Source organism: Arthrobacter sp. ZGTC412, from assembly GCF_002929215.1.
Taxonomy (GTDB): Bacteria; Actinomycetota; Actinomycetes; order Actinomycetales; family Micrococcaceae; genus Arthrobacter.
On the sequence record NZ_PJII01000003.1, the window covers coordinates 150480 to 163896 of the forward strand.

A 13417-nucleotide genomic window follows, 5' to 3' on the forward strand; every position below is an offset into this window, starting at 1 on the left:
GCCGTCGGAATCGCCGGAGAGCTGCCAGGACGCCGGAGCGTTCGGGCTACCCCGCACCGTTCCAGCGACCCGGGGTTTTGCACATAACTGCGACGGTGCCTCAGCTCCACGAAAAAGGATTGAATTCTCGGGCAATCCGCCGTCTGCTGAACAACGGCAGCCTGGTCCGGTTGCGGTATGGCTGCTACGTCCGCGCCGATGTCTGGGCGAAGCAGTCCGCCACCGTCCGCAGCCTCCAGCTGATCCATGCGCATGCCTACGGGACAATGACGACGTCGACGGGCGGCTACGTTTACAGCCACACCTCTGCCGCACGGCTGCACCGCCTGTTCCTCTGGAATGTGGATGACCTGATCCAAGTCCTGCTGCGGGTGAAACCCTCCAAGGAGCGCCTGGGTAAGGATGTTCAGGGCCACACCGGACCCTTCACGGACGCCGACGTTATGACTCTGGGCAAGGTCAGAGTCACTACGCTGGAGCGCACAGCCGTGGATTGCGCTCTGATGCTCGAGTACGGCCAGGCACTGGTGCTTATGGACCACGCCCTCCGGCTCGGTGCGCAGCCGGGCGTGGTGCATATGATGGCGGACGCTCTGGCTGGCCGCCCAGGCATCAGGAATCTTCGGAGCGCCTTGCTCAAGGCAGATCCGCGGTCCGAGTCAGCAGGCGAAACGCTAACGCGGGAACGTTTGTCGCGGCTGAAACTTCCCATGCCTGAGCCGCAGGTTGAGGTGCAAACCCGGCTGGGCAGGCACCGCCTTGACTTTGCGTGGAAGGAGCAGAAGGTAGCACTCGAATTTGACGGGAAGGTCAAATACTTTGACTACCGGCCAACCGCTGAAGTCCTGTTTGAAGAGCGGCGCAGTGCCGGGACGCTGAAGCCCTCCGGCAGCCCGGCACTGTTCCAGCGACTCTGGAGCGGGCAGCTGCAGGTCAGACGGCGGCAGGAACGCCATAGCTCGGCTCGCGCTTCTTGATCCATCCGATGACCAGCGACGTGACGGGCACGAAGAGGAACTCCACCAAAGTCTTGTACACGAAGCCCACCACCACGTAGTTCACAAAGGTCCCGAAGTCGGTGATGCCAATAACGGAGGCCGCGATGCTGCAGAAGATGAGGGTGTCCACGAACTCGCCGGCACCTGAAGACCCCATAAGCCGCGCCCACAGGGACTTCTCACCCGAGCGGGCCTTCATCCTGACGAGGATCCACGAGTTGATGGTCTGCCCTGCCAGGAACGCAAGCAGCGAAGCGAGCACAATCTGAGGTACCGGGCCCAGTGCCCCTTCCAGGGCGGCCTGCTTCGACGTTCCGAACTCGTCGTCAAAACCGGGCAGGGCGATGATCACCCAGTAGCAGAGGGATGCGAAAACAGACAGCGCGAACGTGGTGAGAATGGCCTTGCGAGCCACCTTGAAGCCATAGACCTCGCTGATGACGTCGCCCAGGATGTATGCCAGCGGGAAGAGGAAGAAGCCGCCGTCCGTGATGATCGGCCCGATGGCTACGCCCTTGGACGCACCGATGTTGGACAGGATCAGCAATACCGCCATGGACGCAAGCATGATCCCGAAGTAGGGGGAGCCAATGGAGGCGAACGTGGCCGCGCTGCCTGGCGGGGTTGTTTCAGGCAGGGCGTTTGGGCCTGTGGATGAGGGCATGGGGATTCCGTTCATAGTGGTTCGCTCGGCGTCCGGGGTTGAGGCCGGCCGCCGGCTGTATTAGCACTGTCCGCCCAATTCTCCCATCGAAAGCGAACGGCACGAAGACCGGCCAGACCGAAATCTGAACACGTTCAATTCGTGACATACTTATTGAACACGTTCAGATTCTCAAGGAGTCCACATGACCAAGAGCGAGCAGACCCGGCAGCTGGTGGCGGACGTGGCCCTGAGGATGTTCCGCGAGATCGGCTTCGCGAAGACCACCATGCGCGCCATCGCCGCGGAAGCCGGAATCTCTGTTGGCAACGCGTACTACTACTTCGCGTCCAAGGACGATCTGGTCCATGAGCTCTACGTGCAGGTGCAGGCAGAGCATGCAGCCGAGGCCGGCGCGACGCTCAAAGACTCCACCGATCTCTCCGCCCGCCTCAAAGCCGTGCTCCATACCGGCCTGGACGTCATGGCTCCTTACCACCGGTTCGGTGCCGATTTCGTGGCAACGGCCATTCGTCCCACCTCCCCGGTGAACCCTTTTGCGGCCGGCTCAACAGCAGCACGCGAGGCCTCCCTGGCTATCTTCCGCACGGCGGTTGAAGGAGCCAAACCCGCTGCGCCGAAGAAGCTGCGCGCCGACCTGCCGGAACTGCTATGGCTTTTCTACATGGGCATCACGCTCTTCTGGGTCTACGACACGTCCGAAGGGCAGCAGCGGACCCGCCGGCTGGTGGACGGAGCCGTTCCCCTGATCGCACGGGGACTGTCACTGGCGCGGGTTCCCGGCGTCAGCAAAATCCAGGACGACGTCCTCAGCTTGAGCCGCAGCATCCGCAACTAAGTATCGAAACAACAATTTGGGGGAAACATGAGCAGCACCAGAACGGTGGTACTGGCCGGAGCCTCGGGCTTCATCGGCACATACTTCCGGCGGCGTCTTGAGCAGGATGGCTGGACCGTGCGCACTATCGGCCGCAAGGGCGCCAAAAGTTCGCCAGCGGCCACTTGGGAGGACGACGACGCCGGGCTCGCCCGGGTGCTCGACGGTACCGAGCTCCTCGTCAACCTCGCCGGGCGCTCCGTCTCCTGCCGCTACAGCGCCCGGAACAAGGCAGCCATTATGGAGTCGCGGGTCTCCACCACTGCGGCACTCCGCCGGGCGGTGGCTCTCTGCCGTCAGCCGCCGTCGACCTGGCTGAACGCGAGTACCGGCACCATTTACCGCAACGCCACGGACGGCCCCCAAACCGAACGCGACGGCGAGCTGGGGACGGGCTTTTCGGTCGACGTCGCCCGTGCCTGGGAAGCGGAACTGGAAGCTGCCACCACGCCCGGGACGCGGAAGATTCCGCTCCGGATTGCCATCGTCCTGGGCCCGGGCGGCGGTGCGCTGCGGCCCTTCGCCAACCTTGCCCGGCTGGGCCTGGGAGGCCGCATGGGCCCCGGCACACAGAAATTCAGCTGGATACACGTCGAGGACCTCTACCGAACCGTGCTCTTTGTGCATGCCCGGAAAGACATCACCGGCCCGGTCAATGTCGCGTCGCCGGATGTAGTGGACAACCGCGAACTGATGCGCATGGTCCGGCGGGCCTATCGGGCCAGATTCGGCGTCCCGACACCGGCCTGGCTGCTGCGGCTGGGCGCCAGACTGATCCGGACAGAGACCGAGTTGGTCCTGAAAAGCCGCTGGGTTCAGCCGCAGAAGCTCTTGGACCATGGCTTCGTCTACAGCCAGCCCGAACTGGGCCGGGCGCTCCTGCAGATCGCCAAAGGCACACCGTGACCCGCCCTCTCCGGGTGACCTTCGGTCCCGGCGCCTTCTTCCTGGGGGCGAGTCTGGCCGTTGCAGGTGTCCGCTGGTACACGATGTGGGGGCTCGTCCTGTGGGCGGGGGTCTGCGCGGCGCTGGGCCGCGCCGCAGTGGTAACTCTCGTTACGGTCCACGACGACCCGCCCTCGAAGGAAGCAGAGCCAGCCCAGCCGGCAGCCACGCCATTGGAAACGCCCGCCAGCTGTTCAGACACACAAAGCGGGCGGTCGGCGCCGGATGGCAGGATAGAGCCATGACTTCTGTTCCCACCGATGTCCAGTCCCCCGCTGCCGCTCCCGCCATCGTCCTGACGATCGCAGGCTCTGAAGCCACCGGCGGCGCCGGCGCCCAGGCCGACCTGAAGACGTTCCAGGAGCTCGGCGTTTTTGGCATCGCCAACCTCACCTGCATCGTGTCCTTCAACCCGAACGACAGCTGGAACCATCGCTTTGTTCCCGTGGACCAGCAAGTGATCGCAGACCAGCTGGAGGCGACGACGGCCGCCTACGGACGGGAATCCGGCGCGACGTCCGTACTGGACACCGTGAAGATCGGCATGCTGGGCAGCCCGGCCACCATCAGCACGGTAGCGGGTGCCCTCGAGGCGGGGCAGTTCCGCAACGTGGTCCTGGACCCCGTACTGATCTGCAAGGGCCAGGAGCCCGGGCACGCTCTGGACACCGACCAGGCACTGAAGGCGCAGATCCTCCCCCTGGCCACGTTCGTCACGCCGAACCACTTCGAAGCCGAGTCCCTGTCCGGGCTGGAAATCATTGACGTGGAGTCCCTGAAGGCCGCGGCCGTGCGCATCCACGAGCTTAGCGGGGCCGCAGTGCTGGCCAAGGGCGGGGTGCGGCTGGCAGGCCCGGACGCCGTCGATGTCTACTACGACGGCGAGACCCTCGAAGTCCTTAGCGCACCCAAAGTGGGCGAGGTGGCGGTGTCCGGCGCCGGCTGCTCGCTCGCGGCGGCGGTAACGGCAGAACTGGCCAAGGGCGCCACGCCGCTGGCAGCTGCGCGGGCGGCTAAAGAATTTGTCACCGCCGGAATCCGCAATCGGGTGGCCTCCGGGGCTCCGTTCGACGCCCTCTGGCAGGGCGGCACGCGCTAGCGGATCCTCACCCTATCGCGGGTCCGCGATCTTCCCCATAAACAGCGGCAGGCCGGTCCCGACATGCACAATCTGGTAGTGGAACGGCCGGTCGAAGCTGATGGACCGCGCCGGCTCGGGCCGAACGCTCGTGGCCATGCCGTTGATCTGGGTAACCGCGGCGGCCACAGTCCCTTTCTCCGCCACGGTGATGTTCGCGTCCTGGGCAGCCTGCGTGATCACCAGCCCCGGCTGGATGGTGTCGAAATCACTGGTGGTACTCAGGGTCTTCTGCAGTCCAAGCTGCTCAAGGATGGCCCGGACGTCAAAATGGCTCTTGTGGTCCCAGGTGGGCAGTGCCAGGTCAACGTCCTCGGGGTCCGCAGCTTCAAGGGCAAGTGCCACCTCCGCCAGCCGGTCCGCGTTGAGGGTGCCGGCGCCGCCGTCGGAATCCTTGGCAGGAAGCACCAGCCGCATCACAAAACCCTCACCATACGGGAGGTCAACGGCCTGCCAGCCCGGGCCCTCGGCGTAGGCCATTTCCTGCAGCCCGTGCATCATCGGGACATCAACCGTGCCATCGGCCGTGGCGAATGGTTCATCCGACGTCGCCTCCGCGTCGAACGGAATGTCCCAGGCGGCAGCGAAGTAGACGCTGTTGAGCAGGCTGAAGGTGTTGTTGGGGTCGTAGGGAGCCGGCGCTTTTTCAATCCGGCCGCCGGTGTTTTTGTTGACCCACGCGTCGATCGCTGGTGCGGTGACTGCCTGGTCCCGGAAATCCACGGGATGCACGCCTGTCCCGTAGTGCTTCGCAAGCGTCTCCAGGTAGCCCCGGCCGGTCGGAACGTCTCTGTCCACAAACAGGCCGTTGGCAGTATGCACCAGCGGTTTGGCAGGCGGGTTGTCCTCGTCCACTGAGCCGGGGTCGCCGTCGTACTCTTCCAGGGACGCCAGCAGCGCGTTCATGGCTTCGTCCCGGTCCGCTTCCGGCAGTCCCAGCACGGCGTCCATTTCTGCGGCGGCCTCCCCGGATGCGCCGGCCCGGAGCATGGCCAGGGCGATCAGCAGGCTGCCCGGCGATGCGATGACGTTCCCCTCTTCGCTGGCCAGGAGTGCGTCGCCCAGCCTCAGTGCGGAAGTCCGGAACATGGCCAGTTCGTCCGGGTAAGCCGCGCGGTCCGCCGAGGCCCGCTCGATGCCGTCGGCCGTGAGCAACTCCGGAGCCGACGGGGCTGCACATGCCGCGAGTCCCATCACAGCACCCAGCGCCATCATCCGCTGAAAACGAAACACCTCTGTTGCCTCCCCCGGCACACCATGGCGGAAATCCGCCTCCTCCCAGTGAAACAGCGACGGCGGCACGAGGCGATGCCTGTACGGTCACGCTTTGCACTCATTTAGGTCTCGCCGGTGCCCCGGCCGAGTGGCTTTCATCCCCTCGCCCGGAAACCTTGATCAACACGGCGGGCATCCCGTTGCACCCGGCCGCGGCTGACGCGTACCGCGCGCTGCACGGATGACAAAAACGCTCTCTCACTTGATGCACGAAATGCCGAAACGCTCTCTCACCTTCCTGAAGAGAGTGAGAGAGCGTCTAAGTCCCCGAGTGCGCCTGCAGGAAGCTGTACACCTCGGTCTCGTCGACGCCGGGGAACGCGCCCGGCGGCATGGCGGCCAGCAGGTGCGAGTGGGCTCGGGCAGACGGCCAGGCGTTTCCAGCCCATTCGGACGTCAAGGATTCAGGCGGGCGTTTGCAGCAGGTGGGGTCGGGGCAGTTGGAAGTAGCCCGCGCCGTCGTCTCCCGCCCGCGGAACCACTTCACGTGTTGGTAGGGCACCCCGATGCTCAGTGAAAACTCACCGTTCGCCGACCGTTCTGTGCGGGCGGTGCACCAGTACGTGCCGGATGGGGTATCCGTGTACTGGCTGTAGGCGCTGAACTTGTCCGGCACGTCGAACACCGCCCGCGATGTCCACGCCTTGCACGATGGCTGACCCTCGATGGCACCGGTGTGGTCCTGCGGAAAGTTCACACCGTCGTTCTCATATGCCTTGTAGATGATCCCGCTCTGGTGCGTCTTCTGGAAATGCGTTGTGATGCCCAGATGCTTGGTGGCCAGGTTGGTGAAGCGGTGGGCCGCGGTTTCGTAGGAAACGGCAAACGCGTCCCGGATGTCCTCGACCGCGATTTCCTTCGCTGCCTTGGCTTTTTGCAGAAAATCCATAGTTGCCTGCTCAGGGAGGAGAAGGGCCGCCGCAAAATAGTTGGTGGCCACACGCTGGGCGAGGAAATCACCGTAGTTACGGGGCGTCTCGTGCCCCAGCACGTAGTGGCCAAGGGCCTGCAGCAGCACCGAGCGCGGATCGTGGTCCTGACGCTGGCTCTGGGTCAGGTAAATTCTGCGGTTCTTCAAATCCGTGACGGAGCGGGTGGAATGGGGCAGGTCGCCCACATGATGCAGGGAGAAACCGAGGTGCTCCGCGATGTCCGCGATCACGTGCTGGCTCAGCGGCCCGGTGGTGTAGCCCACCTCCTTGAGGACCTTCTGTGCCTCGGCCTCGTACTCAGGGAAATAGTTCCCCCGCTCCCGCATCATGGCCCGCAGTTCACCGTTGGCCCTGCGGGCTTCCTCGGGGGTGGCGACCTGCTCGTTCATCTTGCGTTCGAGTTCCTGCAGCAGCCCCACCTGGGCCTCGAGCACGTCCAGCGGAAGCCGCGAGCTGATGCGGATTTTCGGCAGGTTCAGGGAATCGTAGAGGGGTCCGCGCTGATACCGCTCAAGCTCGATCTCCAGGGCGGCCCGGCGGCTGGGCGGTTCGGCTCCGAGCAGCTGATCGATGCTGACGTTGAGTGCGGACGCCAAGTGCTGGAGGAGCCCGAGCTTGGGTTCCCGCTTTCCATTTTCGATGAGGCTCAGCTGGCTGGGGGCTGTCCCGACGGCGGCGCTCAGGCCTTCGAGGGTAAGCCCGGCTTGTTTGCGCAGATGGCGTACGCGGCGGCCGAGTGATATGACGTCCAGTTCCGCCGCCGTCCCCGGGGACGGCGGCTGCAAAACTTCCCTGTTCCAGCTTGAAGGCGACATTTTTGAAGAATACGTGAAGAACTGCATTTCTTTCCATAGTTTTTGCCTAGAAAGGCTGTTGTAAATGCAGAAAAGTGGTCTTCACGGAAAGAAACGCCGCACCGGGAAAAGCCGGCCGGGACTGCAACGGGGCAGCCCCGCCAGCCATAAAACACCGGAGCTCAATCAAGGAGATCAACGATGACTGCAGCATTTGAGCCGAACCAGCAGCCGTCCGGCCAGGACACAACATCGCAGGCTGCCGCCCTGGAGCTCGAGTGGGCCGCCGACCCCCGCTGGGAAGGTGTGACCCGTGACTACTCAGCCTCCGACGTCGTCCGTCTCCGCGGCCGCGTCTCCGAAGAACACACTCTCGCCCGCCGCGGCGCCGAGAAGCTCTGGAAGCAGCTCACCGAAGAGCAGAAGACCGGCGGTTATACCAACGCCCTCGGCGCCCTGACCGGCAACCAGGCCGTGCAGCAGGTCAAGGCCGGGCTCCGCGCCATCTACCTCTCCGGCTGGCAGGTCGCCGCGGACGCCAACAACTCAGGCCACACCTACCCGGACCAGTCCCTCTACCCGGCCAACTCCGTCCCCACCGTGGTCCGCCGGATCAACAACGCACTGCTCCGGGCCGACCAGATCGAATTCTCCGAGGGCATCCAGACCGTCGAGGACTGGCTGGTCCCAATCGTTGCCGACGCCGAAGCCGGCTTCGGCGGCCCGCTGAACGCTTACGAGCTGATGAAATCGATGATCCAGGCCGGCGCATCAGGCGTGCACTGGGAAGACCAGCTCGCCTCCGAAAAGAAGTGCGGCCACCTCGGCGGCAAGGTCCTGATCCCCACCCAGCAGCACGTCCGGACCCTGAACGCTGCCCGCCTCGCGGCCGACGTCGCCGGCACCCCTTCCGTCGTCATTGCCCGCACCGACGCCGAGGCAGCCACACTGATCACCTCCGACGTCGATCCCCGCGACCAGGAATTCATCACCGGCGAGCGCACCGCCGAGGGCTTCTACAAGGTCCGCAACGGCATCGAACCCTGCATCGCCCGCGCCAAGGCCTACGCCCCCTACTCGGACCTGATCTGGATGGAGACGGGCACCCCGGACCTGGAGCTGGCCCGCAGGTTCGCCGAGGCCGTCAAGGCCGAGTTCCCGGACCAGATGCTCTCCTATAACTGCTCGCCGTCGTTCAACTGGCGCAAGCACCTGGACGATGCCACCATCGCGAAGTTCCAGCGTGAACTTGGCGCCATGGGCTTCACGTTCCAGTTCATCACCCTGGCCGGCTTCCATGCCCTGAACTACTCGATGTTCGATCTCGCCCACGGCTACGCCCGGAAAGGCATGAGCGCCTACGTCGAACTCCAGGAAAAGGAATTCGCCTCCGAATCCCGCGGCTACACCGCAACCAAGCACCAGCGCGAAGTCGGCACCGGCTACTTCGACGACATCGCCACCGCGCTCAACCCGAACGCCTCCACCCTCGCCTTGGTGGGATCCACCGAAGAAGGCCAATTCCACTAATCCCCAGCCGCCCCCTCCGCTCGCAAGCTCGCGAGGGAACCCGGCGGCCGTGGCCCCACTTTCCCCACCTGTTGCTCTATCACTTTTGGTCCTCATCAAGCCGTTTCGGCAAACAAAAGTGATGGGGCAACGGAGTACTTTCAGGAGATCTTGACATGAATAGCTTTACTGACAGCTTCACCATCAATGGCATTACCTTGACCGCTCAGCCCATTTGCCGGCAGAACGAGGTGCTCACTCCGGACGCTCTTGAGTTCGTTGCGAAGCTGCACCGGGCTACTGCTGACCGGCGGCAGGAACTGTTGCAGGCCCGGCGTACACGGCGGGCTGAGATTGCCGGCGGTGCTGATCCCCGGTTCCTGCCCGAGACCGAGGGCATCCGGAACGACCCGTCGTGGCGGGTCGCTCCCCCAGCCCCGGGCTTCGAGGACCGCCGCGTGGAGATCACCGGGCCGGTGGACCAGAAGATGACCATTAACGCCCTGAACTCCGGCGCCAAGGTGTGGCTCGCGGACATGGAGGACTCCTCCACCCCCACCTGGCGGAACGTGATCAAGGGTCAGCTGAACCTCACCGACGCCTTGGAACGCCGGATCGACTTCACCACCGAAGAGGGCAAGGAATACAAGCTCCGCCCGGCCGGGGAACTGCCCACCATCGTGGTCCGACCCCGCGGCTGGCACCTGCCCGAAAAGCACATGCTCATCGACGGCGCGCCCGTCGCCGGGGGCATCGTGGACTTCGGCCTGTTCTTCTTCCACAACGCCCGCCGCCTGCTCGCCCAGGGCAAAGGCCCGTACTTCTACCTGCCCAAGATCGAAAACCACCTCGAAGCCCGGCTCTGGAACGACATCTTCATCCTCGCCCAGGACCTCCTCGGCCTCCCCCAGGGCACCATCCGCGCCACCGTGCTGATCGAGACCATCACCGCCGCGTTCGAAATGGAGGAAATCCTCTACGAACTGCGCGATCACGCCGCCGGCCTGAACGCCGGCCGCTGGGACTACATCTTCTCCCTGATCAAAAACTTCCGCACCCGCGGCCCCCGTTTCGTCCTCCCGGACCGGGCCCAGGTGACCATGACCGCCCCCTTCATGCGCGCCTACACCGAACAGCTCGTGCGGGCCTGCCATAGGCGCGGCGCCATGGCCATCGGCGGCATGGCAGCAGCCGTCCCCAACCGCAAGGACGAAGCAGCAAACACCAACGCCCTTGAAAAGGTCCGTGCCGACAAGACCCGCGAGGCCAACGACGGTTTCGACGGTTCCTGGGTAGCCCACCCGGACCTCGTGCCCGTCTGCCGCGAGGTCTTCGACAACGTCCTCGGCGAAAAGCCCAACCAGCTGGACCGGGCCCGCGAGGACGTCACCCCCGATGACCGCGCCCTGATCAACGTTGCCGCCACCGAAGGCACCATCACCGAACAGGGCATCCGGAACAACATCGAAGTGGGCATCCGCTACATCGAATCCTGGCTCCGGGGCAACGGCGCGGTGGCCATCCACAACCTCATGGAAGACGCCGCCACCGCCGAGATCTCCCGCTCACAACTCTGGCAGTGGATTTACGCCCGGGCCATCACCGACCACGGCGAAATCATCACCCACCACTGGATTGAAGAGCTCCTGGACGAGGAATTTGCACGTCTGGAACGCTTCGACGGCGACCGCTTCGAAGACGCCCGCGACATCTTTGAGGAAGTCACCCTCGCCCAGGACTTCCCGTCGTTCCTCACCCTCCCCGCCTACGCCCGCTACCTCACCGAAGCCCGTGAACGGGCATCGGTGGAAGAGCTCGCCGCGGCATAACCATCCGGGTAACCTTCCAAACTTCCGTCTGCCGGGCCGGCACGCCCTCCGCAACAGGCTCCTCCGAAATCCGGAGGGCCGGCCCGGCGGCGGAACACACATGCCTCGCGAGGTGGGCCCACGCCCGCAGGGCTTTACCGCCCCTTGGGCACCCGCCGCACGGAGAGGGTGGCGGCGAGGAAGAACGTCAGCACCGACGCCAGAATAAGAAGCAGGGCAGGCGTCCAGGATCCTGAAACGTCATGCACGTATCCCACCAGCGGAGGTGCCACCGCGCCGAAGCAGTAACCGAGACCCTGGACGGTGGCGGACATCCGGCCGGCGGAAACCTGGTCCCGCGCCAGCTTGATGATGGCTATGAAGATCAGCGTGATGCCGCCGCCCTGGGCGACGCCGCCAAAGATTGACCACAGCCACCAAAGTTCCGGTGCCAGCAGGAGACCGGCCGGCACGGCAGTCCACAACAAACCCAAGGTGACGGCCACCGTCGTCGTACTGAAGTATTTGGCCGCGAACGGCACGCCAAGGCCGCCCACAATGGCGAACACCTGGAAAAGCGAGGACCCTGCTCCGGCCGCAGCAGCGGACATGCCCAGTTCGTCGTTCAGGTAGCTGGGCAGCCAGGCCGTAACTGCGTAGTAGGAGAAGGCCTGTCCGGCGAACGCAGCCGTGAGCCCGGCCGTGGTCCAGCCTGAACCGGCAACGGCTCCGTCCCTCGGCCGGTCCGGAGCAACAGCCGCGGAGGGTAGAAAAGCAGCGCGGAGTCCGACGGCGAGCGCCCAGCACACGATGGCCGCTACGGCGAAGACCCCGACGGAGGCGAGCGCGAGCTTCCAGCCCGCCAGTTCTGCCAGCGGTGCTGTGACCATCGAGGTCAGGAAGGACCCGACGTTCAGCGCGGCCGTGTAGACGCCCATGGCTGTTCCCTGCCGCAGCGGCGGGAAGTCTCGGCGGATGATGAGGGGCGCGGCAATGTTGCCAATGGTGATGGCAAGGCCAATCACTACTGTCCCGGCCAGCACCAGAGCTGGACCGCCCGAGGACCGGATGATGACGCCGGCCAGCACCCCCAGGATGGTGAGGGTCACGGCGAACTCGGCACCATACCCGCGGGCCACCATCGAAGCCAGGGGTGACGCGAGCGCAAAGCACAACACCGGAATGCTGGTCAGCAGTCCCAGCACCACCGGGGAAAAGCCCAAGTCGGCCTGCATAATATCCACCACCGGGGCGACGGCGACGAAGGGCCCGCGAAGGTTCAGCGCCAGCAGCCCGATGCAGGCCAGCAAGATCCAGGTCTTGGGAATCCTGGCAAAGATGCGGCCGCTCACCTGCAGGGCTTGGATGCTGGATCTTTTTTCATCACCCTCATTGCTATCACGGGCACGAACGCGGCAGGTCCCGGCGGCGGCGGGCCGGTCCTGCCTTACGATGAACATCACTGCCGCTGACTCCGGACGAAGGACACAACATGCAGCACCGGCTTGCCATCCTTGATGACTACCAGGACGTGGCGCATGGGTTCGCGGACTGGTCTTCCCTGGAGGCCGACGGCGTCTCGGTCACCTCATACCGCGAGCCGTTCGCGTCACCGGACGCGCTGGTCTCCGCCCTGGCAGGAGCGACCATCATCATTGCGATGCGTGAGCGGACCGCTTTCCCGCGGGAGGTGCTCGAAAAACTCCCCGCCCTCCAGCTTTTGGTCACCACCGGGATGGCAAACGCCTCAATTGACGTGGAGGCGGCAACTGAGCTCGGACTGACGGTGTGCGGCACTCCCGGTTCGCCCACGGCCGCGCCGGAACTGACCTGGGCACTGCTCCTGGCTCTCGCGCGCAACCTTCCCGCAGAGGATGCTTCGCTCCGTTCGGGCGCCTGGCAGAACACGGTTGGGTTCGAACTCGCCGGCAAGACCCTGGGCGTGGTGGGCCTGGGCAAGATTGGCCGCAGGATTGCCGCCTACGGTCAGGCCTTCGGCATGGAGGTCGTGGCGTGGAGCCAGAATCTGACAGATGAGGCCGCGGCTGGGGCCGGGGTGCGGAAAGTGTCCAAGGAAGAGCTTTTCAGGACTTCCGACGTCGCCACCCTCCATCTGCGCCTGTCTCCCCGTTCAGAGGGCATAGTGGGCGAGCCGGAGCTCCGGCTGCTGGGTCCGGACGGCGTCCTGGTGAACACCGCACGAGGACCTTTGGTTGACCAGGACGCCCTGGTGCGGGCCCTGTCCGAAGGCTGGATCGCCGGCGCCGCGCTGGACGTGTTCGACCACGAACCCTTGCCGGTAGGCCACCCGCTCCTCAGCGCCCCCAACACGGTGCTCTCCCCGCACCTGGGCTATGTCACTCGCGAGAGCTACCGGGAGTTTTACGGCGGGGCGCTGGAAGACGTCAAGGCTTGGCTGGCAGGCTCGCCCGTGCGCGTAATTTCCGGCTGATGCCCCTAAGCAGGGCGTAGGGCGC

At 64.9% G+C, this 13417-nt stretch carries 12 protein-coding genes; 8 read left to right on the top strand and 4 right to left on the bottom strand.

The window, feature by feature from the left end:
* The first annotated feature begins 119 nt into the window (after nt 1-119).
* Entirely contained in the window at nt 120-977 is an 858-nt protein-coding gene (locus CXQ88_RS05610; RefSeq protein ID WP_181037429.1) for a hypothetical protein, read from the top strand.
* Here CXQ88_RS05610 and CXQ88_RS05615 read toward each other — a convergent pair.
* Nucleotides 934-1662, bottom strand: a complete 729-nt coding sequence (locus CXQ88_RS05615) for a queuosine precursor transporter (protein ID WP_104043180.1) — start codon at nt 1660-1662, stop codon at nt 934-936. The two genes, CXQ88_RS05610 and CXQ88_RS05615, sit on opposite strands and share 44 nt — an antisense overlap.
* 184 nt (nt 1663-1846) lie before the next feature.
* On the opposite strand from CXQ88_RS05615, the gene CXQ88_RS05620 reads away from it, so the two are divergent.
* Genes CXQ88_RS05620 through CXQ88_RS05635 form a run of 4 tightly spaced genes read left to right on the top strand, consistent with a single transcriptional unit; the run spans nt 1847 to nt 4583 of the window.
* Nucleotides 1847-2500 (top strand): TetR family transcriptional regulator, encoded by a 654-nt coding sequence (locus CXQ88_RS05620; RefSeq protein WP_104043181.1) that lies wholly within the window; start codon nt 1847-1849, stop codon nt 2498-2500.
* 27 nt (nt 2501-2527) lie between these two features.
* Entirely contained in the window at nt 2528-3445 is a 918-nt protein-coding gene (locus CXQ88_RS05625) for a TIGR01777 family oxidoreductase (RefSeq protein ID WP_104043182.1), read from the top strand.
* On the top strand, nt 3442-3729 hold the full coding sequence (locus CXQ88_RS05630) for a hypothetical protein (protein ID WP_104043183.1): 288 nt from the start codon (nt 3442-3444) through the stop codon (nt 3727-3729). The genes CXQ88_RS05625 and CXQ88_RS05630 overlap by 4 nt, the downstream gene beginning before the upstream one ends.
* A complete protein-coding gene (locus CXQ88_RS05635) occupies nt 3726-4583 on the top strand; it encodes a hydroxymethylpyrimidine/phosphomethylpyrimidine kinase (protein ID WP_104043184.1) in 858 nt (285 codons plus the stop codon). The genes CXQ88_RS05630 and CXQ88_RS05635 overlap by 4 nt, the downstream gene beginning before the upstream one ends.
* Before the next feature lie 12 nt (nt 4584-4595).
* Here CXQ88_RS05635 and CXQ88_RS05640 read toward each other — a convergent pair whose 3' ends face one another.
* A complete protein-coding gene (locus tag CXQ88_RS05640) occupies nt 4596-5816 on the bottom strand; it encodes a serpin family protein (RefSeq protein WP_104043386.1) in 1221 nt (406 codons plus the stop codon).
* 340 nt (nt 5817-6156) lie between these two features.
* Complete coding sequence (locus CXQ88_RS05650; protein WP_104043186.1) at nt 6157-7671, bottom strand: XRE family transcriptional regulator; 1515 nt, start codon at nt 7669-7671, stop codon at nt 6157-6159.
* A gap of 153 nt (nt 7672-7824) precedes the next feature.
* Here CXQ88_RS05650 and aceA point away from each other — a divergent pair, with 153 nt between their 5' ends.
* Complete coding sequence (gene aceA / locus CXQ88_RS05655; RefSeq protein WP_104043187.1) at nt 7825-9153, top strand: isocitrate lyase; 1329 nt, start codon at nt 7825-7827, stop codon at nt 9151-9153.
* A 155-nt stretch (nt 9154-9308) separates the two neighbouring features.
* Nucleotides 9309-10961, top strand: a complete 1653-nt coding sequence (aceB, locus tag CXQ88_RS05660) for a malate synthase A (RefSeq protein ID WP_104043188.1) — start codon at nt 9309-9311, stop codon at nt 10959-10961.
* A gap of 134 nt (nt 10962-11095) precedes the next feature.
* Here the strand turns inward: aceB and CXQ88_RS05665 are convergent, their stop codons facing one another.
* The gene (locus tag CXQ88_RS05665) at nt 11096-12292 is read right to left on the bottom strand and encodes an MFS transporter (RefSeq protein WP_258061700.1); all 1197 of its coding nucleotides are present in this window, start codon (nt 12290-12292) and stop codon (nt 11096-11098) included.
* 140 nt (nt 12293-12432) lie between these two features.
* Here CXQ88_RS05665 and CXQ88_RS05670 point away from each other — a divergent pair, with 140 nt between their 5' ends.
* Nucleotides 12433-13392, top strand: coding sequence for a D-2-hydroxyacid dehydrogenase family protein (locus CXQ88_RS05670; RefSeq protein WP_104043190.1), 960 nt, complete (start codon nt 12433-12435; stop codon nt 13390-13392).
* Nucleotides 13393-13417 lie beyond the last annotated feature (25 nt).